The organism is Microbacterium sp. NPDC058062 (assembly GCF_042885375.1).
GTDB lineage: Bacteria > Actinomycetota > Actinomycetes > Actinomycetales > Microbacteriaceae > Microbacterium > Microbacterium trichothecenolyticum_C.
Genome location: NZ_JBHVSC010000003.1, coordinates 906,019 through 930,770 on the forward strand (window position 1 = coordinate 906,019; position 24,752 = coordinate 930,770).

General features: G+C 72.1%; 14 protein-coding genes and 1 pseudogene. 12 read left to right on the forward strand and 3 right to left on the reverse strand.

Annotated features, from left to right (window positions below; translation table 11 throughout):
* Positions 1-44 precede the first annotated feature (44 nt).
* From ACFVSU_RS13270 to ACFVSU_RS13310, 9 genes are read left to right on the forward strand one after another with little or no spacing between them, the layout of a single operon-like run.
* The gene (locus ACFVSU_RS13270; RefSeq protein WP_387143423.1) at positions 45-6,044 is read left to right on the forward strand and encodes an Ig-like domain-containing protein; all 6,000 of its coding nucleotides are present in this window, start codon (positions 45-47) and stop codon (positions 6,042-6,044) included.
* 48 nt (positions 6,045-6,092) lie between these two features.
* Entirely contained in the window at positions 6,093-7,064 is a 972-nt protein-coding gene (locus ACFVSU_RS13275; RefSeq protein WP_387143426.1) for an AAA family ATPase, read from the forward strand.
* Complete coding sequence (locus ACFVSU_RS13280; protein WP_387143428.1) at positions 7,064-8,326, forward strand: DUF58 domain-containing protein; 1,263 nt, start codon at positions 7,064-7,066, stop codon at positions 8,324-8,326. The genes ACFVSU_RS13275 and ACFVSU_RS13280 overlap by 1 nt, the downstream gene beginning before the upstream one ends.
* Positions 8,323-10,851, forward strand: a complete 2,529-nt coding sequence (locus ACFVSU_RS13285; protein ID WP_387143430.1) for a transglutaminase family protein — start codon at positions 8,323-8,325, stop codon at positions 10,849-10,851. The genes ACFVSU_RS13280 and ACFVSU_RS13285 overlap by 4 nt, the downstream gene beginning before the upstream one ends.
* Positions 10,848-12,140, forward strand: coding sequence for an RDD family protein (locus ACFVSU_RS13290; protein WP_387143433.1), 1,293 nt, complete (start codon positions 10,848-10,850; stop codon positions 12,138-12,140). The genes ACFVSU_RS13285 and ACFVSU_RS13290 overlap by 4 nt, the downstream gene beginning before the upstream one ends.
* A complete protein-coding gene (locus tag ACFVSU_RS13295) occupies positions 12,137-12,994 on the forward strand; it encodes a PP2C family protein-serine/threonine phosphatase (RefSeq protein WP_387143436.1) in 858 nt (285 codons plus the stop codon). The genes ACFVSU_RS13290 and ACFVSU_RS13295 overlap by 4 nt, the downstream gene beginning before the upstream one ends.
* Positions 12,994-14,403 (forward strand): FHA domain-containing protein, encoded by a 1,410-nt coding sequence (locus ACFVSU_RS13300; protein WP_387143439.1) that lies wholly within the window; start codon positions 12,994-12,996, stop codon positions 14,401-14,403. The genes ACFVSU_RS13295 and ACFVSU_RS13300 overlap by 1 nt, the downstream gene beginning before the upstream one ends.
* Positions 14,400-16,088, forward strand: coding sequence for a protein kinase (locus ACFVSU_RS13305; RefSeq protein ID WP_387143442.1), 1,689 nt, complete (start codon positions 14,400-14,402; stop codon positions 16,086-16,088). Before ACFVSU_RS13300 ends, ACFVSU_RS13305 begins: the two co-directional genes overlap by 4 nt.
* The gene (locus ACFVSU_RS13310) at positions 16,085-16,828 is read left to right on the forward strand and encodes a hypothetical protein (protein ID WP_387143445.1); all 744 of its coding nucleotides are present in this window, start codon (positions 16,085-16,087) and stop codon (positions 16,826-16,828) included. Before ACFVSU_RS13305 ends, ACFVSU_RS13310 begins: the two co-directional genes overlap by 4 nt.
* A gap of 36 nt (positions 16,829-16,864) precedes the next feature.
* Here the strand turns inward: ACFVSU_RS13310 and ACFVSU_RS13315 are convergent, their stop codons facing one another.
* From ACFVSU_RS13315 to ACFVSU_RS13325, 3 genes are all read right to left on the reverse strand, one after another.
* Positions 16,865-17,356: a recombinase family protein gene (locus ACFVSU_RS13315; RefSeq protein ID WP_387143448.1), complete on the reverse strand. Its 492-nt coding sequence runs from the start codon at positions 17,354-17,356 to the stop codon at positions 16,865-16,867.
* 151 nt (positions 17,357-17,507) lie between these two features.
* Positions 17,508-19,280 (reverse strand): cation:proton antiporter, encoded by a 1,773-nt coding sequence (locus ACFVSU_RS13320; protein WP_387143451.1) that lies wholly within the window; start codon positions 19,278-19,280, stop codon positions 17,508-17,510.
* Between the two features lie 53 nt (positions 19,281-19,333).
* Positions 19,334-20,356, reverse strand: a complete 1,023-nt coding sequence (locus ACFVSU_RS13325; RefSeq protein ID WP_387143454.1) for a malate dehydrogenase — start codon at positions 20,354-20,356, stop codon at positions 19,334-19,336.
* 93 nt (positions 20,357-20,449) lie between these two features.
* On the opposite strand from ACFVSU_RS13325, the gene ACFVSU_RS13330 reads away from it, so the two are divergent.
* From ACFVSU_RS13330 to ACFVSU_RS13340, 3 genes and pseudogenes are all read left to right on the forward strand, one after another.
* On the forward strand, positions 20,450-21,319 hold the full coding sequence (locus ACFVSU_RS13330; protein ID WP_387143457.1) for a neutral zinc metallopeptidase: 870 nt from the start codon (positions 20,450-20,452) through the stop codon (positions 21,317-21,319).
* Positions 21,316-22,281 (forward strand): annotated as a pseudogene (gene pip, locus ACFVSU_RS13335) (prolyl aminopeptidase); the annotation flags it as partial. The gene ACFVSU_RS13330 and the pseudogene pip, both read left to right, overlap by 4 nt.
* Positions 22,282-22,960: 679 nt before the next feature.
* Entirely contained in the window at positions 22,961-24,550 is a 1,590-nt protein-coding gene (locus tag ACFVSU_RS13340) for a DEAD/DEAH box helicase (RefSeq protein WP_387143460.1), read from the forward strand.
* The last annotated feature ends 202 nt before the right edge of the window (positions 24,551-24,752 follow it).

A 24,752-nucleotide genomic window follows, 5' to 3' on the forward strand; every position in this document is an offset into this window, starting at 1 on the left:
CATGGCTGCGATCGCGCCCGCGCGCTCTCGCATCGGCAGGCGCGGTGACCGCTGCCGCGGTCACGATCACGACGCTCGCGTTCGTCTACCAGGGGGTGCCCACCACCGAGGTCGACCTCCACGACGGCGGCGTGTGGGTGACGAAACAGTCCAGCCTGTTCGTCGGTCATTTCAACCACGAGTCCCAGGTTCTCGACGGGGCCCTGCGCACCACGAGCGACGACTACGACATCCTCCAGTCGGGCAGCACCGTCCTCGTCGTCGATGACGCCGGCTCCTCCGTCGGCGTGGTCGATCCGGCCATGGTCGCGCTCTCCGGCGCGGCCGGCGTGCCCGCCGACGCCGACGTGGCGCTCGGCGGCGAGACGGTCGCCATCCTCGACCGGGCGTCCGGCGACCTGTGGGTGGTGCCCAGCACGAGCATCGGCTCGTTCCAGATCGAGGGCACCGACCCGACGGCCAACGTCGGCAAGGGTGCGGATGTCGCCGTCGGCGTCGACGGCGTCGTGTACGCGGTCTCGCCGAAGACCTCCGAACTGGTGACGATCCGCATCGGCGCGGACGGTACACCCGAGGAGCCGGCTCGCTCCGGACTCAACGACCTCGGCGACAGTGCGGAGCTGACGGTGACGGCGGTCGGCGACAAGCCCGCCGTGCTCGACACCGCCACCGGCACCGTGATCGTCGACGGCCGTGCGACCGAGATCGACGGCGGACGCAACGCCGTCCTGCAGCAGCCGTCCGCGGCATCCGATGCCGTCTCGCTCTCCACGGCGTCCGCGTTCGTGCGCGTGCCGTTCGACGGCTCCGAGCCGAAGTCCGTCAAAGCCGGTGCCGAGGGCGCGCCTGCCGCACCGGTCTGGCTCGACGGCTGCGGCTACGCCGCGTGGACGGGGTCCGGCAGGTTCGTGCGGGACTGCGCGGGCAAGGCCGACGACCTCGCGGCCGACATCGACGGCATCGAGCCGACGTCGCTGCTGAAGTTCCGTGTCAACCGGGACGTCGTGGTGCTCAACGACGTCGTCGGCGGTGCCACCTGGATGGCCGTCGAGGACCTCCAGCGCGTCGACAACTGGGACGAGATGACCCCGCCCGAGGGGGAGACCGAGGACGACGAGCAGACGACCGAGGAGACGACCGAGACCGTCCTCCCCGAGCGCTCCGACATCAACACCCCGCCCGACGCCAACGACGACGACCTGGGCGTGCGCCCGGGCCGCACCACGATCCTCCCCATCCTCGACAACGACAGCGACCCCGACGGCGACGTCCTGACGACGCGTGTGGTCGACGGCGGGCCGTCGGTCGGCGAGATCCAGTCCGTCGACAACGGCCGATCGCTGCAGATCGCGGTCCCCGAGGACGCCCAGGGCTCGACCTCCTTCACGTATGAGGTCTCCGACGGACGCGGCGGCACCGACACCGCGAGGGTGTCGCTCGCCGTCCACGGCTGGGACGTCAACTCGCCGCCTACGCAGAAGCGCGTGACGACCGTGGCCGTCGAGGCCGGGGGCACCATCACGTACAACGTGCTGCCCGACTGGATCGACCCCGACGGGGACGACGTGTTCCTCGGCTCGGTGGAGCCCGCCGAGGGCGACGAGGCGGACTTCACGTCGGACGGCCGGATCACCTATCGAGCAGTCGGCGGCACGCAGGGCCGCAAGGACGTCGAGATCACCGTCTCGGACGGCTCCGACGTGACCGTCGGCACCGTGCGCTTCGATGTGCGGCCGGTCGGTTCCATCGACCCGGTCACGAACGCCGACTACATCGCCGTGCGCACCGGCCAGACGGCGACCGTCTCGCCGCTCGCCAACGACGTCGGGGCGGGGCGCGAGCCGCTGCGCCTGGCACGTGTCGACCCGGTCTCCGGTGCCGACATCGTGCCCGACTACTCCAACAAGACCTTCACGTTCCGCTCCGTGACGCCCGGCACGTACTACGTCCAGTACATGGTGGCGGCGGGCGCCTCCGGCGTCCCCGGCATCGTGCGCGTCGACGTCATCCCCGAGGGCGAGACGGACCTGCCGCCGGTCGCCGTGCGCGACGTCGCGCTGCTGCCGAGCGGTGGCGAGGTGCTGGTCAACGTCCTGACGAACGACTCCGACCCTTCCGGCGGCATCCTCGTGGTGCAGTCGGTGACGGTCGAGCCGAACTCGGGCGTCGCCGTGGCCGTGCTGAACCACGAGACCCTCCGCATCAGCGACCAGGCGGCGCTGTCGGAGCAGGTGCGCATCACGTACCGCATCTCCAACGGCTCGCAGTCGGCCGAGGGCGACGTCATCGTCATCCCGATCCCGGCCCCGGCGCAGCTGCGCCCGCCCGTCGCGAACGACGACCAGGTCGTGGTGCGCGCCGGCGACGTCGTGACGATCCCGGTGCTCGACAACGACTACCACCCGAACGGCGACACCATCCACGTCGCGCCCGATCTCGTGCCGCCGCTCATCGAGCCCGAGGACGGCGAGGTCTTCGTCTCGCAGGACACCGTGCGGTTCCGCGCGTCCGATGAGCCCGGCACCGTCTATGCGACCTATGAGGCCGTCGACAGCACCGGGCAGAAGGACGCCGGCTACATCACCATCCAGGTGCTCCCCGTCAACGCCGACACGAACGCGGCGCCGCGGCCCCGGGACATCACCGCCCGTGTGCTCGCCGGGAGCCGCGTGAACATCGCGGTGCCGCTGGACGGCATCGACTCCGACGGCGACTCCGTCGAGCTCGTCGGGCTCGCCTCCTCGCCCGGCAAGGGACGGATCACCGAGACCGGGGCCGACCACTTCGTCTACGAGGCATTCGACGACACCGCGGGCGTCGACACCTTCACCTACCGCGTGCGCGACCGCCTCGGCGCCGAGGCGACCGCGACCATCCGTGTCGGCGTCGCGCCCGCCGAGGGCGTGAACCAGGCGCCGTACGCCGTCAAGGACTCCGTGATCATGCGCCCCGGGCGCTCGGTCGCCGTCCCGGTGCTCGCGAACGACTCCGACCCCGACGGCGACGAGTTCGGCATCGTCAAGAACGGCCTGATCCTCCCCGACGTCGCGGGACTCAAGGCCAAGGTCGAGGGCAACCGCGTGGTCGTCACGTCGCCGTCGCAGCCCGTCGAGACCTCGCTGCAGTACACGATCCGCGATGCGCGCGGCGCCGAGGCGAAGGCCGTGCTGCAGATCACCGTCGCCGACGACGTGCCGCTCCAGAAGCCCATCGCACGCGACGATTACGTGCGTGCGGCCGACGTCGAGGACGGCGTCGTCGACCTCGAGGTGCTCGCGAACGACGAGGATCCCGACGGCACCGTCGACGACCTCGAGCTCAAGGTCGCCGACACGAACTCGCGCGTGCTCGCCGACGGCAAGGTGCGCGTCACGCTCGGCGACGCCGGGCGGCTCGTGACGTACACGATCACCGACCGCGACGGGAACGCGGCATCCGCGTTCATCCATGTCCCGTCGCTGTCCTCGCTGCCGCCGACCCTCGTCTCGACCGAGCCCGTCGAGGTCAAGAGCGGCGAGACGGTCGAGCTGGCCCTCTCGAAGTACGTCCGTGCGGCGGGCGGCGGCAAGGTCGTCATCACCGAGGCGGCCAAGGTCACCGCCGCCCACAACGACGGCTCGTCGCTGATCAAGGACCAGACGACGCTCGTCTACACGTCGGCGCAGGGCTACTTCGGACCGGACGCCATCACGTTCGAGGTGACCGACGGCACCGGCCCCGACGACCCCGAAGGCCGGAAGGCCACGCTGACCATTCCGGTCACCGTCCTGCCCCCCGAGAACCAGCAGCCGACGTTCGTGAACGGGCAGATGGATGTCGCGCCCGGCGAGGATGCGACGACGCTGGACCTGGGCGGCCTGACCACGGACCCCGACCCCGAGGACGCGGGCCGCATCGAATACCAGATCGTGGGCGGCTCGCCCGACGGCATGACGGCGTCGATCGAGGGCGACGAGCTGCGCGTGAGCGCGGCGGCCGACACCAAGAAGGGCACCGCGGCGACGATCCGCCTGAAGATCGAGGACGGCACGACCGAGCCGATCGAGGGCACGGTGGCGATCCGTGTGATCGCGTCGACCCGCGAGCTGCCCACGGCCAACGACGACATCGTGCCCGAGGCGCACCAGGGCAAGACGATCACCGTGCCGGTGCTCGCCAACGACGTCAACCCGTTCCCGGACAAGGCGCTGAAGGTCACCACCGCGGTCCTCGAGACCGGTCAGGGTGACACCGACGTCGCCGGCGATCAGGTGCGGGTCACCCCCGACGCGAAGTTCTTCGGCACGATGGTCGTCCGCTACCGCGTGCAGGATGCCACGGGTGACCCCGACCGAGAGGTCGAGGGCCGCATCCGGCTGACCGTGCAGGGCAAGCCCGACGCTCCGGGCACGCCGATCGTCTCGAGCGTGCAGGATCGCACCGTCGTGCTGTCGTGGACGCCGCCGGCCAACAACGGCGCCGAGATCGAGCGTTACCTCGTCACCTCGACCGCGGGCAACTACGAGAAGGTGTGCCTTGCGACCACGTGCACGCTCGACGGGTTGACGAACAACGTCGAGTACAACTTCACGGTCGTGGCCGAGAACCGCGTCGGTGAGTCCGACCCCTCGGCGCCGTCCGAGACGGCTCGCCCCGACGCACGTCCCGACACGCCGGCAGCGCCGACACTCGTGTTCGGCGACCGCAGCCTGACCGTGTCGTGGGTCACGCCGACGACGCCGGGCTCGCCGGTCGAGAAGTACAACCTCGAGATCTCACCGGCCCCGTCGTCGGGCGTCGGGCAGAAGGTCGACGTCGTCGGCAACTCGATCGTCTGGGACGGTCTCCAGAACGGCGTCGCCTACCAGGTGCGCGTTCAGGCCCTCAACCGAGCGCCCGAGCCCTCGAGCTGGAGCACGTGGTCCGTGAGCGAGATCCCGGCGCGAGCCCCCGATGCTGCCGGCGCTCCGACGACCGCTCGTCTGCAGCCGGTGGGTGCGCAGGCGCAGATGCAGGTGGCGTGGAATGCGCCCGCTGACAACGGCGACGCGATCTCGGGCTACCAGCTCGACGTACTCCGTGGCTCGGCCCTCGTGAACTCCATCCCGGTTCCCGCGGGGCAGACGAGCCAGGCGGTGGTGGTCGACACCTCGACGACCGACTACACCTTCCGCGTCCGCGCGCAGAACAAGGCCGGCTGGGGACAGTTCAGCCCGAATTCCGCGCCGCAGCGCGCCTTCACGGCGCCGGCCGCTCCGACGAACGTCAGCGCGAAGGAGGGCGACCGCTCGCTCACCGTCACGTACCAGCCGGGGGCGCTCAACGGCGCCAACCCGAATGAGGTCGGCTATCAGGCGTCGGTGAACAACGGCAACTGGCAGGCCCTGGCCGGCAACGGCGTGATCGGCGGGCTGGCCAACGGCACCGACTACTCGGTCCGCGTCCGCGCGGTCTCGACCGTCAGCGGTGCGAGCGAGCCCGGTGCACCCTCCGCCGCGTCCAACACCGTGAAACCCTACGGACCGGTCGGCAACCCCACCGTCAGGGCGAACGCGAACCAGCGTTCCATCACCTACTCGTGGAGCCCGCCATCGCCCAACGGTCGCGCCATCACCCAGATGCAGATCCGCATCGACGGCGGCGGCTGGCAGAACGTGGCGAACAACGGCTCGACGTCGGCCAACTACGGCTACAGCGAGACGCACCGGATCGAAGCGCGCGCACAGGATGCCGCCGGGCAGTGGAGTGCGGTCGTGTCGGACTCGGCACGGACGGTGGACGCCCCGAAGCCCACGGCCGTCACGGGCAAGGGAGCGTCGGGCAACTGGCCCGGCTACTGCACGACGTACTCGTGCGCGTACATGACGGTCACGGTGAAGAACTTCCCCGCCGGCAACTACGTGCTGCGCTGCAACGACGACGCTGCGGGCACGTGGGGGTCGCGCACCTACTACGTGCCGGAGAACGGCACCGTCCAGCTGAGCTGCTACTACGGCAACCCGGGCCGCCGGGCGTGGGTCTCGATCGACGGATGGGGATCCGCCGATCCGGTCACCTGGTACTGACCGCACGCCCATGACACACGACATCCCAACGAGAAGCGAGACGAACTCATGACGATGACCCCCGAACAGGCGGCCTGGTTCCAGGGCACCTTCGCGCGACTGGTCGACAACGTCGACCAGGCCCTCATGGGCAAGCGCGAAGTCGTGGGGCTGGTGCTCTCGGCGATGCTCGCCGAAGGCCACGTGCTGCTGGAGGATGCCCCGGGCACGGGCAAGACGAGCCTCGCCAAGGCGCTCGCGGCCACCGTGCAGGGCACGTCGAGCCGCATCCAGTTCACGCCCGACCTGCTCCCGTCGGACGTGACCGGCGTCACGATCTACGACCAGGCCTCGCACCGCTTCGAGTTCCACCGCGGCCCGGTCTTCGCCTCGATCGTCCTCGCGGACGAGATCAACCGCGCCTCGCCGAAGACGCAGTCGGCGCTCCTCGAGGTCATGGAGGAGTCGCGCGTCACGGTCGACGGCGTCGCGCACGAGGTCGGCCGCCCGTTCCTCGTCATCGCGACGCAGAACCCCATCGAGCAGGCGGGCACGTACAAGCTGCCCGAGGCGCAGCTCGACCGCTTCCTCGTGAAGACGTCGATCGGCTACCCCGACCTCGCCGTGGCCGAGCGCATCCTCGCGGGCGCGGCCGACCGCAACCCGTCGGCGCACCTGCCGGCAATCATCACGACGGGCGCGGTCGCCGACATGGCCGACCTCGCCGGCACCGTCCACGTCGACCCCGCCGTGCTGCGCTACACCGCGCAGCTCGCCGAGGCGACCCGCAACGACCCGGCCACGCGCCTGGGCGTCTCGGTGCGCGGTTCGCTCGCGATGATCCGCATCGCCAAGGTCTACGCCGCCGCCCAGGGCCGCCACTTCGTGCTACCCGACGACGTCAAGGCGCTCGTCGCACCGGTGTGGACGCACCGCATCGTGCTCGACCCCGAGGCCGAGTTCGCCGGCACGTCGGCCGAGACCGTCATCGGGCGCGTCCTGGAGTCGGTGGCCGCACCGCAGGCGAGGTCCGCGGCCTGATGACGACCGAAGCACTCGGGCAGACGGCGACCGCTCAGGACCGCCGCGCCTGGTACGGGCAGCTGATGCTCGGCGCGCTCCGGCGCGTCGGCGCGGTGCTCGGCCGCGTGTTCGGGGTCGTGCGCCCCGTCGCCTGGGTGCTCATCGCCGGTGCGCTCACGCTGTGGATCGCCGGCCAGTCGCTCGGCTGGTGGGAGCTCACCGTCGCGGCGATCTCGATCACCGTCGTGCTGGCGCTGTGCCTGCTGTTCCTCATCGGCCGCACGGCCTACGACGTGTCGCTCGATCTCAACCGCACGCGCGTCGTGGTGGGGGAGCGCGCCGTGGGCGCGCTCACCCTCGCCAACACCGGCTCGCGCGCGATCCTCCCGTCGCGCGTGCTGCTGCCGGTCGGAGGCGGGCGCGGCGTCTTCGACGTGAACCGGCTGGCCGCAGGCGAATCCGCCGAGGAGCTCTTCGCCATCCCCACGTCGCGTCGCGCGGTGGTCAAGGTCGGCCCGGTGAGCGTCGTGCGCGGCGATCCGCTCGGCCTCTTCGAGCGCGTGCACCGCCGCGACGAGCCGGTCGACCTGTTCGTGCACCCGCGCACGGTGCTGTTCGACGGGCAGTCGCTGGGGTTCGTCCGCGACCTCGAGGGCCTTCCCGCCACCGACCTGTCGCCGGACGACGTCTCGTTCCACGCGCTGCGCGAGTACCAGCCCGGCGACGACCTCCGCCACGTGCACTGGAAGTCGACCGCGCGCACCGGCCACATGATGGTGCGCCAGTACGAGGAGACCCGCCGCTCGCACTTCGTGATCGGCCTGTCGACGAGCCCCGGCGACTACCGCGACGACGACGAGTTCGAGCTCGCGATCTCGGCGGCGGGGTCCCTGGGCCTGCGCGCCCTGCGCGACTCGCAGCGCGTCGAGGTGCGCGTGCAGGAGCGCGCGCTGCCGGCCGGCACGGGCAAGCAGTTCCTCGACGCGCTCTCGGCGCTCGGGCACTCGAAGGCGAAGGCCGGCTCGGTCGTCGAACTCGCCGGCGTCGTCGCCGCGACGCTGCCCCTCGCGAGCGTGGTCGTGCTGGTGTGCGGCAGCAAGGTCGATTCCAACGATCTGCGCACCGCGTGCAGTCGCCTGCCGTTCGGCGCGCGCGTTCTCGCCGTGGTCGCGTCGCCGGGTGACACCGCGCCCTCCCTCCGGAGGATCGGCGAAGCGGATGTCGTGACCCTCGGCGCGCTCGACCAGCTCCCGAACGCCCTCCGGAAGGTGCTCGCATGAGCGCGCCCGTCACGCCGCTTCCGACGCGCGCCGAGCCGGCTGCACCGCCGCGGGCGGCAGCATCCGCTCCTCGCAGTCCGCGCGCGGACGCGCTCCCGGCCCGCCGCTGGATGCTCGACCTCGGTGCCGTCGCGCTGCTGCTGCTCATCCCCGTCGTCGGGTTCGCGCCGACGTTCGACGGCGCGAGCTACCTCGTCGCCGCCCTCGGCGGGCTCGTGCTCGGCATGGGCCTGGGCGTGCTCGGCCGCCTCTTCCGCTGGGGCATCCTGGTGCTCACGGCCGCCACGATCGCCGTCTACTTCCTCTTCGGCGGGGCGCTCGCCTTGCCGCACACCACGGTCGCCGGCGTCATCCCCACCATCGAGACGCTGCGTCAGCTCGCGCTCGGCGCCGTCATGTCGTGGAAGCAGCTCCTCACCACGATCGCTCCGGTGGCGACCGACGACGGCCACCTGATCGTGCCGTTCATCCTGTCGCTCGTCGCGGCGGCGCTGACGACGTCTCTCGCGGTGCGGCTGCGCAGCGCCGCGTGGGCGCTGATCCCGGCCGCCGCATTCCTCGCGATCGCGATCGCGCTCGGCACGTCGGAGCCCTTCGTACCGGTCGTGCAGGGCGTCGCATTCGGACTCGTCGCGGTCGTGTGGCTGGCCCTGCGCCAGGCGTGGCAGCCGCAGGCGGCCGCGATCGCGGTCGGCGAGGGGTCGGCGAAGTCGGGCGCGGGCGTGCGGCGCGTGCTGATGGGCGCCGCCGTCGTCGCGATCGCCGCCGTCGTCGGCGTCGCGACCAGCGGGTTCGCGGCACCGTCGTCACCGCGGTACGTGCTGCGCGACGTCGTGATCCCGCCGTTCGACATCCGCGAGTTCGCGAGCCCCCTGCAGTCTTTCCGCGCCTACGTGCGCGACCACCCCGACGACCCGCTCTTCACCGTGAGCGGCCTGCCCGAGGGTGCCCGCATGCGCCTGGCGACGATGGATGCGTACAACGGCACCGTGTACAACGTGTCGGACGACGGCAGCGGTTCGTCCAGCGCCTTCGCGCCCGCTCGCACCAACATGTCGGCCGACGCCGAGGGCACGCCCGCGACGGTGCACGTCGAGATCGGGGAGCTCGAGAGCGTGTGGATGCCGGATGCCGGTGCCGTCCGCAGCGTCACGTTCGACGGCGACCGCGCCGACGACCTCCGTCGCACCGCGCACTACAACGAGGCGACCGAGACCGGAGTCGTCACCGTCGGGCTCGAGAAGGGCGACGAGTACACGCTCGACGCTGTGATCCCGCAGGTGCCGAGCGACGAAGCGCTCGGCGACCAGACCTTCGCGCCGCTGAGGATGCCGAAGCAGACCGGTGTGCCCGAGGCGCTGGCCGACATCGCGTCGAAGACGGTCGCCGAGGCCGAGACGCCCGTCGAGCAGGTGCGCGCGCTGCAGCAGATGCTGTCGGAGGGCGGCTACTTCAGCCACGGTCTCGCCGGCCAGCCGCTCTCGCGCGCCGGCCACGGCGCGGAGCGCATCGCGACGCTGCTCGGCTCGGAGCAGATGGTGGGTGACGACGAGCAGTACGCGACGGCGATGGCCCTGCTCGCCGGCCAGGTCGGCATCCCGGCGCGCGTCGTGATGGGGTTCTACCCGGACGAGGACGCGGCAGGCGAGCCGGTCTACACCGCGACGGGCGAGACGCTCCACGCGTGGGTCGAGGTCGCGTTCGACGGCGCCGGGTGGGTGCCGTTCGACCCGACGCCGCCCGAGGACCAGGTCCCGAGCGACCAGACGACGAAGCCGAAGGCCGACCCGAAGCCGCAGGTGCTGCAGCCGCCGCCCCCGCCCGCCGAGCCCGTCGACCTGCCGCCGACCGTCGCCGACGACCGCGGCTCGGAAGACGATAACGCCTTCGACGCGGGGCTGCTGTGGACCATCGTGTCCATCGGCGCGGGCCTGCTCGGCCTCCTCGCGGTGCTGCTCGCGCCGTTCATCGTGATCGGAGCCCTGAAGGCCACGCGCCGCCGCAAGCGCCTCGAAGCCGAGCGCGCGTCCGACCGCATCAGCGGCGGGTGGGACGAGCTCGTGGATCGCGCCTCGGACTTCGGGGCGCCGGTGCGCCCCGGCGCGACGCGCCAGGAGGACGCCGGCGTGCTCACCGCGGCGTTCGCCGAGCCGCGGGTCGCGACCCTGGCCTCCCGCGCCGACCTCGAGGTGTTCGGTCCCACCGAGCCGTCGCCCGACGACATCGCGGCGTTCTGGATGCAGGTCGACGAGATCGTCGGCGGCATGGGGAAGGGGCGCTCGGTGTGGCAGCGTCTCGGCGCGAGGCTCAGCATCCGTACACTCCTCGAGGGCACGCGATTCGCCCTGCCCGCGCGTCCGGCACGGGCACCGCGCCCGACGCCGACGCCTGACGCCGTCGCCGGCGCGCAGCCCGACGCGCCGGACGCGGGTCCGGCCCCGACGTCGACCCGGCGCTCGCGCCGCGGCAGCAAGACCCGGAGCGCACCCGAGCGCTCCGCCCACCCCGCACAGGAGAACGAATGACCGTGAGCCCGCCAGGCGCCGCCCCCGCGGCGACCATCGGACGCCGTGTGGGGGCGTTCGCGATCGACATCGGCGTCGCCTGGGTGATCGGCGCCGTGCTGGTCGGCATCGTCGTGGGCATCATCTTCGGCGCCGGTCCGGCATGGCAGCGCGACGGCCTGGCGGTCATGATCCTGATCAGTTACGCCGGCATCGGCCTCCTGCTGTTCGCCTGGTGGCTCGTCTACTCGGCGATGCAGGGCAGCCGCGGCGGGTCGATCGGGCAGCGGATCCTCGGGCTGCGCCTGCACGACGCCTCCTCGGCCACCCCGATCGGATTCTGGCGCGCGATCCTCCGCAACCTCGTGTTCAGCCTCGCCGCGTCGATCGTGGTCGGCTACTTCACGCCCCTCTTCGACGCGAGCCGCCGCCGCCAGGGCTGGCACGACATGGCATCGCGCGCGGTGGTCGTCGACGTCCGGAAGGCGGATGCTGCGGCCGCCCTCGCCGCCATGACCGCGGCGAACCCTTACCTGGCTGCACCCGCTGGCGCCCCACCGCTGCCGCCCACGCCGCCGCTGCAGCCCGCACCCCTGCCCGCACCGGGATTCACGCGCGCGCCCGCACCGGCCGCAACACGGCCCGCCGCTCCCGTGCCGACCGGTGTGATCGCCGATGTCCCGTGGATCACGCACGAGCCCCCCTTCACCCGCGCGGCCGAGCCCTTCCCCGACGTCACGATGCCGTTCCCTGCCGCGACGACGACCGAGCCGCTCGGCGCCACCGCGACCGCCACCGCCATCGCACCTGCCGCAGCACCCGCGTTCGCAGCTGGGCCCACGCGCCCAGAGGCTCCGCGCGACGCGCCGGCGGCGCGTGGAGGGGGCGTGGGCACCCTGATCCCGGCGTCCGTCGAAGAGGACGTCGAGGCCACGCGCATCGTCGTGCCGCCGCCCGCCCAGCGGGCCGCGCTGTACGACGGCGCGCCGGTGCTCGCGGTGCTCACGTGGGATGACGGCACGCGGATGGCCGTGTACGGGCGCACCCTCTACGGCCGCAACCCCGCGGGCGAGGACGGCGCGGTCGCGATCCCCGTGCGCGATGAGACGCTGTCGCTGTCGAAGACGCACTTCGAGGTCGGCGGCGACACCGCCGGCACGTGGATCGCCGACCGCCACTCGACCAACGGCACGACGCTCGTCCGCGACGGCGGACGGATTCCGCTCACCCCGGGCGTGCGCACGAACCTCCGCGACGGCGACACGCTCGAGTTCGGCGACCGGCGCGTGACGGTGGGGCTCGCACGATGACCGGGATCACCCCGCCCATCGCGGTCGCGTTCGGGGCGTCGACGGATGCGGGCCTGCGCCGCCGCATCAACGAGGACTCGTACCTCGCGGTGTCGCCCCTGTTCCTCGTGGCCGACGGCATGGGCGGTCACAACGCGGGCGAGATCGCCAGCGCGACCGTGATCCAGGAGTTCTCGGGCCTCACCGGTCGCGAGAGCCTGACCATCGACGACGTGCAGGCCGCGGTCGTCGCCGCGCGCCGCCGCGTCGCGGCGCTGCCGGCCGGCGCCGGTGCGGGTGCCGGCACGACCCTTGCGGGTGTCGTCATCGCCGACGTCGACGGCGAGGGCTACTGGCTCGCCCTCAACCTGGGCGACTCGCGCACCTACCGCCTCAGCGAAGGCCACTTCGAGCAGGTGAGCGTCGACCACTCGGTCGTGCAGGAGCTCGTCGACAGCGGACAGCTCGCCGCCGACGCCGCACAGCGCGACTCCCGCCGCAACGTGATCACGCGCGCGATCGGAGCGGGCAGCGACGCCGAGCCCGACTACTGGCTCATCCCCGCCGAGGACGGCGACCGCATCCTGGTGTGCTCCGACGGGCTCTCGGGCGAGCTCGAGCAGGATGCGATCCACGGCATCCTCCTCGCCGAAGCCGACCCGCAGGCGGCCGCGACCCGGCTCGTGCACGAGGCGATGGTGCGCGGCGGCCGCGACAACATCACGGCGATCGTCGTGGACGCCCTCGCGGTGCGCACCCGCACGAGCCGCGCGTCCGAGCGCGACACGGTGCCGGTGAGCGCCGCCGACACCATCGACGACGCCGACATCGACGGCGACACGCTGCCCCGCGCGGTGTTCGCGGGAGGATTCTGATGCCCACGCTCTACGCTCCGGGAACCGCGCCGGTCGCCGTCACCCCGCGCGGATTCGCCGTGCTCGAGCCCGGCGCCTCGGCGTCGCTGCTCACCCGCATCCGGTCGGTGCTCGTCGACGGCCGTGGCCTCGGCGGCGTGATCGAGGCGCTCACCGGCGCGTACGGCGCGTCTCTCACCGCGATCCCCGCGTTCGCCGTGGCACTCGCCGACGGCGACGGGATCCGCGTCGCCGTGCGCGGCGACTTCGCGTTCGACATCGACGGCGCGGCGTCCGAGAGCGTGTCGGGCGCCGGCGTCACGACGTGGACCGAGCGCGTCATCCCGGGCGCGGTGCGCGTCGCGCTCACGGCCACGGGTTCCGACGGCCCGGCCGAGTTCGAGATCGCCGACGGCATCGTGCTGGCGAGCAGGATCGAATGGGATGCTGCGCCCGCGGGTGCGCCGTCGGCTGCCGGTGATGCCCCGGCCGAGGCCGCACCGGCTCCGCGCCGGCGCGAGGTCGCGGCGCCTGCGGCATCGGAGCCCGCTGACGCCGGATCCGCGCCGGCACCGGCGGAGGCGCCCGCGATCCCGGCGGCGCCCGTTGCCCCGGCTCCATCCGCCGAGGAGGCACCGGTCCGCAGTGCGTGGACCTCGCATGCCGCGGTCGCCGAGACTCCCTCGGCGAACCCGGGCGAGCTCATCGACTCGACCTCCGTCCCGTCGGTCGTCGACGCCGAGACCCTGCTTCCCCTCGACTCGGCGCTCACCCCGCCCGCTGCGACCGAGGTGCCGCTGCCTCCGGCCGGCCCGGCCCCGGCCGGCGATGACGAGTACGCCTCGGCGACGGCGTTCGACGACGTCTGGGGTGCCACGGTGATCCGGTCCGCCGACGACGGCCCCGTCCGCCTCGGCGAGGACGTCGAGCCCGCTCCCGCCGCGCCGCCCGCCGGCGACCACGACGGCGCGACGATCTCACTGGCCCAGGCCCGTGCACTGCGTGAAGCGGCGGGTGGACCGGGGAGCGCGGCATCCGGGTTCCCCATCGACTCGGCCCCTGCGCCGCTCGCGCCGCCGCGCCCGCCCGCCCCCGGACGCATCCGGGTGTCGACGGGGCAGGTGCTGCCGCTCGACCGCACCGTCGTGATCGGCCGGCGCCCGCGTTCGACACGCGTGAGCGGCACCGATCTGCCGCATCTGGTGGCCGTCGACAGCCCTCAGCAGGACATCTCGCGCAGCCACGTCGAGCTGCGGGTCGAGGGCGAGAGCATCGTCGCGACCGACCTGCGCACCACGAACGGCACGACGCTGCTGCGCCAGGGCGCCGACCCCGTGCGGCTGCACCCGGGCGAGAGCACGGTGGTCATCCCGGGCGATGTGCTGGATCTGGGCGACGGCATCACCGTCGCGATCGAGGGGCTGTCGTGAGCGCCAAGCGCGCGCCCATGGCGCCGCCGGATCTTCCCGGCTTCACCTACGTCGACCTGCTCGGCTCGGGCGGCTTCGCCGACGTCTTCCTGTACGAGCAGCAGCTGCCCAAGCGTCGCGTCGCGGTCAAGGTGCTGCTCACCGACCGCATGTCGAGCGGCTCGGTGGAGGAGTTCACCGCCGAGGCGAACGTCATGGCGATGCTGTCGACGCACCCGGCGATCGTCACGATCTACCAGGCCGGCGTCGCGAAGGACGGCCGCCCCTATCTCGTGATGGAGTACTGCCCGCGGCCGAACCTGCAGGTGCGGTACCGGCGCGAGCCCTTCTCGATCGCGGAGTCGCTGCGCGTCGGCGTGCAGGTGGCGGCCGCCGTCGAGACCGCGCACCGCGCAGGCGTGCTGCACCGCGACATCAAGCCCGCGAACATCCTCGTCACCGAGTACAACCGCCCGGCGCTCACCGACTTCGGCATCGCTTCGACCACGAACGCGGCCGCCGAGTCGGCGGGCCTGTCGATCCCGTGGTCGCCGCCGGAGTCGTTCGCCGACGTGCCCCGCAGCGACCCGCGCTCGGACGTGTACGCGCTGGGCGCGACCGTCTACACGCTCCTCGCCGGACGCTCGCCGTTCGAGCTGCCGGGTCAGCGCAACGGCGCGGCCGAGCTCATCCACCGCATCGAGACGCTGCCGCTCCCCGCCCTCGGTCGCGCCGACGTGCCGGTGTCGCTGCAGCGCGTGCTCGAGCGCGCGATGGCGAAGGCGCCGGCCGACCGCTACGAGAGCGCGCTCGCCCTCGCGCGTGCGCTGCAGACCGTGCAGATCGAGCTGTCGCACTCGGTCACCCCCATCGACATCCTCGATGACCACGTCCCCGAAGACATCGAGGAGGACGAGGACGACGGCCTCACCCGCGTCCGCGGCGTCGTCAGCATCAACCCCGAGACGACCCCCGCGGCGGGTATGACCCGACCGTCGGCGGTCACGGCGCCGAGCGCCGCCGCCGTCGCGCCGCGGTTCGACCCGGCGCCCGTCGAGACCGAGACGGTCGCCCGCCGCGCACCCGCGCCCCCGTCGGCGTACGAGCAGACGGTCCGGCGCGATCAGGTCGACCTGCCGGTGTCGCTCGACGAGACGATCGTGCGCGCTCCCGCCTTCGACGCGGCCCCGCCCCGGGAGGAGGAGACGGTCCCCGGTTCCCCTCCACGCGCCGCTGGCGCGTCGCGCCGAGCCTCTGGAGCCGGGGGCCCAGCCGCGCCCCCGCGTCGCCGCCGGACCGGACTCTGGATCGGGCTCGGCGCCGCCGCGCTCGTGATCGTGGCGGTCATCGTCGGGGTGTCGCTGCCGGGCATCCTGTCCGGCACGGCACAGGAGCAGCCGAAGCCGACGGAGTCGTCGAAGCCGCAGGACCCGATCTCGGCCGTCATCCCCGCCGTCACGGACGTCGTCGGGACGCCGGCCGACGGCGGCGTGAAGTTCACGTGGACGAACCCCGACCCGCAGGACGGCGACCACTACCTCGTGACGCCGGTGACGGTGAGCGACAGCGACCCCGAACCCGAGCCCGTCGACGCGGCCGAGATCATCGTGCCGGCCGCTGCCTCGGGACCCACCTGTGTCGACGTGGAGCTGGTCCGTGCGAACGGGCAGTTCCAGAACGAGCCCACTCGGGGGTGCACACCGTGACAGCCGCAGAGGTCGACGAGCTCAGGGTCGAGTTCGCGGGCGAGGAGTTCTCCGTCGAACCCGGCACCGTCTTCACGGTGGGACGCGAGGGCGACCTCGCGATCGACGACAACCTGTTCCTGCACCGCAACTTCCTCACGATCCAGAACGTCGAGGGGCTCTGGCTGCTCTCGAACGTCGGCTCGCGCCTGTCGGCGACGGTCACCGACTCGGGCGGGCGTGTGCAGGCCTGGCTCGCACCCGGTGCACGGCTGCCGCTCGTCTTCGCCGCGACATCCGTCATCTTCAGTGCCGGCCCCACGACCTACGAGCTCACGATCCACGCGGCCGAGCCGACCTTCCGCGACACGCAGCCGCCCGCTGACGACGACGGCCTCTCGACGATCGGCGAGGTGCCGCTGACGCACAGTCAGCGCGTCATGATCCTCGCGCTCGCCGAGCCCGTGCTGCGGCGCGACGGCACCGGAATGAGCGAGCTGCCGACGTCGGCCCAGGCCGCCGAGCGGCTCGGCTGGACGCTCACGCGCTTCAACCGCAAGCTCGACAACGTGTGCGACAAGCTCGACCGCGTCGGCGTGCCGGGCATGCGCGGCGGGGTGCGCTCGTACGCCACCAACCGCCGCGTGCGACTCGTCGAGCACGCGATCGCGGCACGCCTCGTCACGCGTGACGACCTCCCTCTCCTGGATGTCGAGCAGGAGAGCTCGCTGCGCGGCGAGAGTGAAGCGGACGAGACCTGAGTCGCGCCTCTCGTCGGCTGATCCGGACGAGGCGCGTCAGCGCCCGGCGTCGTACAGGTGGCGTCCGCCGTGGCTGACGACCTTCACCACCACACCGCGGCGGTGCAGCTCGTTGACGGTGCGGGTCTCCTCGTCGATGTCGCGGCCGAGCGCGTGCACGTTCGCGACCACGAGCACATCGCCCCGGACGAGCGTGCCGAACAGGCGGACGAGCCGGTCCTCCCAGGACTCGAGGGTCTCGGGAGCCGGGTGGCGGAAGCCCTCGATCGGCACGCCGAAGCGCGTGAGGTCGCCCCGCTGCTCGACCACGGACGGCATGTCGTCGCGTGCGATCACGAGTCCGACGAGACGTGAGCCGGCGGGCTGGGCGAGCCACCAGTTGCGGTTCTGCTGCAGCTCGGTGAAGCACTTGGGGCACTCGGCTGCCTGGTGCGGCAGATGCAGCGGCGCGGTATCGGACGCGACCGACCCCGGAGTCGGCGCCGCGTGCGTGTGCGCGGCATCCGGCGTCTTCGTCGTCTCGCTCATGTGAGGCCCCCTCGCTCCCGACCATTGTCCCCCACACCGCCGTCATGCGGCGACGCGGTGCCCTCGTGACAAGTGCTGCACTTTCCGGCACCTGCTGCGTCGCGCGACGCAGCAGGTGCCGGAAACTGCAGCGGTCGCAGCAGGACCGCGCTCAGTCCTCTTCGTCGTCGAGGCGCAGCTCGAGGCTGAGCTGGTCGGCGTCGAGCTCGGCGAGGGCGTGGCGCAGGGCGGGCGTGCTGTACTCGCCGCCCGACGACAGCTCGTTCAGGCGCCCGCGCATCGCCTCGATCATCGCGAGCCGCAGCTCCAGCAGGTCGCGGGTCGGGAGCCCGTCGGCGTCGTCGGGCGGGTCGACGATGCGGCTGCCGATGCGTTCGACGAGCTCGTCGTCGAACGCGGATCCGTCGCGGCGGCGCAGCGCGGGGCTCGACAGCGCGCCGATCGCGGCATCGCGCAGCTCGTCGTCGAGTGCCGACTGCTCGGCCTTGTCGAGGCTGTCGTCGCCCGGCCGTTCGAGCCGCAATGCCCTGACGAGCCACGGCAGCGTGAAGCCCTGCAGCATGAGGCTGCCCACGGCGACCGCGAACGCGATGAACACCAGCAGCGCGCGGTCGTCGGTGACGTCGCTCGAGATCGTCTGAGCCGCCGCGAGCGTCACGACGCCGCGCATGCCGGCCCACACGATGATCGCGCCGTGCTTCCACCCGAGCGGCGACGCCTGGTAGTAATCGAGGTCGCTGAGCGCCCGTGAGACGCGCGACCGCATCGACGAGAGGCGCCGCTGCGCCCGCGGGTCGTCGAACGAGACCTCGCCACGACGGCCGCGATATCGCGGGTCCGGCACGGCCGTGCCGTCGGCGATCTGATCGAGCCGGCTGTTCATGGCCTCGAGACGCGTGCGCTGCCGCCCGCGGGCGCGTCGGCTCTGCAGCCACACCAGCAGCGAGACGTACCCGGCGCGCGCCGCGATGATGATCGCCAGCGCGCCGAGCGCGATCCCGAGGCCGGTGCCGAGGCCGTTGTGCTGCTCGACGTTCTGCTCGACGATGTCGCTGAGCTCGAGCCCCATGATGAGGAAGACCGCGCCCTCGAGCACGAGTTCGATCGTGTGCCAGTTGTGCTCGTCCGACCGTCGCTGCTCGGGCGTGAACCACCGGGCCGCACCCTGACCGGTCACGATGCCCGCGACCACTGCGGCGACGAGGCCCGATCCGCCGAGCTCCTCGGTGGGGATGTACGCGATGAAGGGCACCACGAAGCCGATCGCGGTGTTCGCGGCGGAGTTCTTGATGAGCGACCGCAGCCGCAGGTTGAGCCACCCGACGATCGCGCCGACCACGACCGCGACGACGACGCCCCACGCGAACGCCGGGATGAACCCGAACCCGATGCGGGTGTCGCCGCTGACGCCGGTCGCGAGTCCGACCGAGGCGATCATGGTCCGCAGCAGCACCAGCGCGGTCGCGTCGTTGAGCAGGCTCTCGCCCTCGAGCATCGTCACCACGCGGCGCGACACACCCAGGCGTTTGACGATGGAGGTGGCCACAGCATCCGTGGGGCTGAGGATCGCCCCGAGCGCGACAGCCACGGCCGGATGGATGCCGGGGATCACGGCCATGAAGAAGAGCCCGAGCAGGACAGAGCTCAGGATGACGAGCAGGAACGACAGCCCGGCGATCGGTCCGAAGTCACGGCGGAACTCGATCGCGGGGAGCGAGACGGCCGCCGAGTACAGCAGCGGAGGCAGCACGCCGACGAGGATGAACTCGGGGTTGATCTCGGGGATCTCGAGGAACGGCAGCAGGCTCACCGCGCCGCCGACGAGCACGAGGATCAGGGGCCCCGCGATCCCGAGCTTGGGCGCGACCGCCGTGGCGAGGGCGATCACCACGATCGCGATGATGACGACGATCAGGGCTTCCACGACTCAGAGCCTATTGCCGGGCCCGTCCCGGCCCCAGCGAACCGTCGAGCGCGTCAGAGCACGCCGAGCGCCCGGACCGCGTCGCGCTCCGCGACGAGTTCGTCGACGGATGCCGCGATCCGTGCCCGTGCGCGATCGTCGAGGTCGAGTCCCTCGACGACGCGATAACCGTGGTCGTGGCCGCGCGAGGTGACCGGGAACGAGCACACCAGTCCCTCGGGCACCCCGTACTCGCCGCGTGAGACGACCGCCGCCGAGGTCAGGCCGCGGCGGGTGCCCAGCTGCTCATCGCGCACGTGATCGATGGCGGCGTTCGCCGCGGACGCGACGGACGACGAGCCGCGCACCTCGATGATCTCGGCGCCGCGCTTCGCGACGCGCGGGATGAAGACGTCGTCGAGCCACGCCGTCGCTGCGACCTCGCCGCCGAGGCGCTCGGCCAGGGCCTCCAGCACCGGCATCCCGTCGGGCAGGATCGCGTGCGACACGTCGGGGAACTGCGTCGCCGAGTGGTTTCCCCAGATCACGACGTCGGCGATGTCGCCGGGAGCGACGCCGAGCACCTCGGCGAGCTGGCCGACGGCGCGGTTGTGGTCGAGGCGCGTGAGGGCGGTGAAGCGGTCGGTCGGGATGTCGGGCGAAGCGGATGCTGCGGCGATGAGCGCATTCGTGTTCGCGGGGTTGCCCACCACGACGACGCGCACGCTGTCGTCGGCCACCGCGCCGATCGCGTCGCCCTGGGGCCCGAAGATGCCGGCGTTCGCGGCGAGCAGGTCGCCGCGCTCCATGCCGGCAGTGCGAGGCCGCGCGCCCACGAGCATCGCGATCCGGGTGCCGTTGAAGGCCGTCAGCGGGTCGTCGGTGACGTCGACGTCGGCCAGCAGCGGGAACGCGCAGTCCTGCAGCTCGAGCGCCGCGCCCTCGGCCGCGCGCATGCCCTGGGGGATCTCGAGCAGGCGCAGCCGAACCGGACGATCCGGGCCGAGCATGTCGCCCGCTGCGATGCGGAACATCAGGGCGTAGCCGATCTGGCCTCCGCCGCCGGTGATGGTCACGGTCGTGGGTTCGCTCGCCATGCTCCCGAGCCTAGACCGGCGGCATTGTACTCATTCCTGGCGATTCGGGAATGGTTCCTGCTGAGGATCGGACTGTCGGGGTACCGTGACGGCATGACGTTCAATGAGAACGCCAACGTCGGGGGGAACACGGCGAGGCGTCGAGGCGGGGGCATCGCGGTGGCGGGCGGCGGCATCGCCGGCCTCGGTGCGATCGCGGTGATCCTGTTCCAGCTGTTCACCGGACAGGACCTGTCGAGCATCATCCCCTCGCAGCCGCAGGTCGGATCCGGTCAGGAGTCCGAGATCCAGCAGTGCGAGACGGGCGCCGACGCGAACGCCAACGACGAGTGCCGCCTCGCCGCCGGCAGTGTCGTGCTCGACCAGTACTGGGGGTCGCAGGTACAGGGCTACCGTGCGCCGCAGCTGATCATCGTCGACCAGCAGACCGGCACCGCGTGCGGCACGGCGTCCAACCAGACCGGCCCGTTCTACTGCCCGCCCGAGGAGAAGGTCTACATCGACCCGACGTTCTTCGGGCTGCTGCGCCAGCAGTTCGATGCCTCCGCGGGTGACCTCGCGCAGCTGTACGTGCTCGCCCACGAGTACGGGCACCATGTGCAGAGCATCACCGGCATCATGAACGAGCACCCGAACAACGGCACCGGGCCCGACAGCAACGGCGTGAGGACCGAGCTGCAGGCGGACTGCTTCGCGGGCGCGTGGGTCGGCGACATGACCGAGCAGCGCGACGAGAACGGCGTACCGTATCTCAAGGAGCCCACGCAGCAGCAGATCGCCGACGCGATCAACGCGGCCGGCGCGGTGGGCGACGATCACATCCAGCAGGAGTCCGGGGGCGCCGTGAACCCCGAATCCTGGACCCACGGTTCGAGCGAGCAGCGACAGGGCTGGTTCGAGACCGGCTACCGGAACGGTCCCTCCGCGTGCGACACCTTCGCCGTCCCGGGGGGAAGCCTATGAACGAACACCTCGACGACATCCTCTATCCGCCCATCGAGCCCTACGACACCGGCACGCTCATCGCCGGCGAGGGCAACCGCATCGCGTACGAGCAGAGCGGAAACCCCGAGGGCAAGCCGGTGGTGTTCCTCCACGGCGGTCCGGGCGCCGGCACGTCGCCCTGGCACCGTCGCTTCTTCGACCCCCAGCGGTACCGCATCATCCTGCTCGACCAGCGGGGCTGCGGCCGTTCCACCCCGCACGCGAGCGAGCCGGACGCCGATCTCCGCCACAACACCACGTGGCACCTCGTCGCCGACATCGAGCTGCTGCGCAAGAACCTCGGCATCGAGAGGTGGCAGGTGTTCGGCGGCTCCTGGGGGAGCGCGCTCGCACTCGCCTACGCCGAAGCCCACCCGCAGGCCGTCACCGAGATCGTGCTGCGCGGCATCTTCACCCTCCGCCGCCACGAGCTGGAGTGGTTCTACGAGGGGGGCGCAGCATCCATCGTCCCGGATCTGTGGGAGGACTTCATCGCCCCCATCCCGATCCTCGAACGCTCGCAGCTCATGCAGGCCTACCACCGCCGCCTCTCGGATCCCGACCCCGCCGTGCACGTTCCGGCCGCGGTCGCGTGGTCGCGCTGGGAGGCCGCGAACCTCACGCTGCTCCCTGACGCCGAGCTCATCGAGGCGATGACGGAACCCCGCGCGGCGGTGGCGTTCGCGCGCATCGAGAACCACTACTTCCTTCACGGCGGCTGGTTCGAGCCCGAGCAGCTGATCGCGAACGTCGGCCGCATCCGCGACATCCCCGCCGTCATCGTGCAGGGCCGCTACGACGTCTGCACCCCCGCCATGACCGCGTGGGACCTGCACCGCGCGTGGCCCGAGGCCGACTTCGTGATGATCCCGGATGCTGCGCACGCCGCGTCCGAGCCGGGCATCGCGTCCGCCCTGCGCGCCGCGACGGACCGCTTCGCGGACCGGGTGCCGGAGCACGCGGAGGCATCCGCGGAGGGTGCGGAGGCGTCGGCGGAGGAGGCGGATGCGCCCTCGGAGCAGGCGGAGACGGACGCGTCCGCGGAGGATGCCGAGGAGTCGGCGGAGCAGTCGGAAGCGCCCGCGGAGGGCGTCGAGGCGCCGGCTGACGAGCCGGAGGCGCCGGCGGACGACTCTGACACTCACGAGGCCGCGGCGGCGCCCGGGGTGTCTGAGTCGGGAGACGCTGAGGGGGAGCCGGACGAGTCCGAGCCTGCCGAGTCGGGGCCTGCGGCAGATGAGTCCGATGAGCAGAACTCGCCGGAGTTGTCCTCCGAGCCCGAGGCCGGCCTCGAAGCCGACGACGCTGAAGACGACCCCGATCCCGAGGCCGTCCCGCACGCCGAGCCGGAACTCCGCCGGGAACGCAGCCGCAAGCGGTCGAAGAAGCGCAAGGACACCGCCGACCTCTGACCGCGCCGGGGAACGCCCAGCCACCCACTGGTAAGGTGGAAACCCTTGCAGCGCATTCTTGCGCTTCTCGCGTCGTAGAACGCTTCCCTCGCGCCGGCATCCGGACCCCGATCCGAAGAACCGCGCTGACATCTTTCGTACGGCGACCCGCGGGCGAGATACGCCCCGGCCACCGACAGGGCACTCGCGTGCCCAGAGAACATCCCTCATGACCGAAACCTCGTTCGGCGCGCTCGGCGTGCCGCAGCCCCTCGTCGACGCGCTCGCCGCGAACGGCAAGACCACCGCGTTCCCGATCCAGGTCGACACGCTTCCCGACACGCTCGCCGGCCGCGACGTGCTCGGCCGCGGCAAGACCGGCTCGGGCAAGACCCTCGCCTTCTCGATCCCGATGGCCGCGCGCCTGGGCGGCAAGCTCGCCGGCGGCACCCGCCGCAAGGGCCGCCCGCTGGGCCTCGTGCTCGCGCCGACCCGTGAGCTCGCGACGCAGATCGATGCGACCCTCGCGCCGCTCGCCAAGGCCTACGGCCTCACGACCACCACGATCTTCGGCGGCGTGAACCAGAACCGTCAGGTGAACGCGCTCAACGCCGGTGTCGACATCGTCGTGGCGTGCCCCGGCCGCCTCGAGGACCTCATGAAGCAGGGCTTCGTGCACCTCGACGCCGTCGAGGTCACCGTCATCGACGAGGCCGACCACATGGCCGACCTCGGCTTCCTGCCGGGAGTCACGCGCATCCTCAACGCGACGCCGTCCGGCGGCCAGCGCCTGCTGTTCAGCGCGACCCTCGACAACGGGGTCGACAAGCTCGTCAACCGCTTCCTGCAGAACGAGGTGCTGCACTCCGTCGACGAGGCGCACTCGCCCGTCGCCGCGATGACGCACCACGTCTTCACGCTGGCCGACGCCGACGCCAAGAAGGACGTCGTCAAGGCCCTCGCCTCGGGCATGGGTCGCCGCATCCTGTTCATGCGCACCAAGCACCAGGCGAAGAAGCTCGCGAAGCAGCTCACCGGCCAGGGCATCCCGGCCGTCGACCTGCACGGCAACCTGTCGCAGGCCGCGCGCGACCGCAACCTCGCGGCGTTCTCCTCCGGCGCCGTCAAGGTGCTCGTGGCGACGGATGTCGCGGCCCGCGGCGTGCACGTCGACGACGTCGAGCTCGTCATCCACGTCGACCCGCCGATGGAGCACAAGGCGTACCTGCACCGCTCCGGCCGCACGGCCCGCGCCGGCGCCGAGGGCGCGGTCGTCACCCTCGTGCTCCCCGAGCAGCGTCGCGACGTGTCGCAGCTGCTGCGCAAGGCCGCGATCTCCGTCGAGCCCGTCGCCGTCACGGCGACCTCGCCCGAGGTCGTCGAGCTCGTCGGCGAGGTCGCCCCGTACGTCAAGCCGGTCCCCGTGGCCGAGACGCCGCGCGGCACCAGCCAGGGCGCGAACGCCCAGCGAAAGCGCGCTGCGCGTGACGCACGCGAGACGGATGCTGCCGCCACCGCGGGCCGCTCCGGCGGCGGCCGTCGCCGTCGCGGTTCGGGCCAGGGCGGTTCGGCGCAGGCCGGCTCGGCTCAGGGCAACGGCCGTCAGCAGGCCGCTGGCGGTCAGCGCCGCGACGCCGCCACCGCACACGACAAGGCCTCGCACCAGCGTCACGACCAGAGCGCGGGTCACTCGCGCTCGGCTCAGCCCGCCGGCAACCCCCGCACCCCGGGCCGCCGCGCCTCGTCGGGCGGCACCGGCAAGCTGATGGTCGGCTCGGTCGTCCGCCCCAACGGCACCAACCGCCGCGGCGGCCGCTGACCCCCAGCCGCACGCCTCCCAGACGCCCCGTCGCTTTCGCGGCGGGGCGTCTTCGTTGTGCGTGCGCCGCGGCCTCGCGCCGCAGCATCCGTCCCTCCATCCCTCCAACAGGATGCTCCTATGGATGTCAAGTGGTGAGGGCGGTGTAGATCTCGCGTGCGACGAGCCGTTTGAGGCAGCGGATGATCTCTTTCTTCGAGAG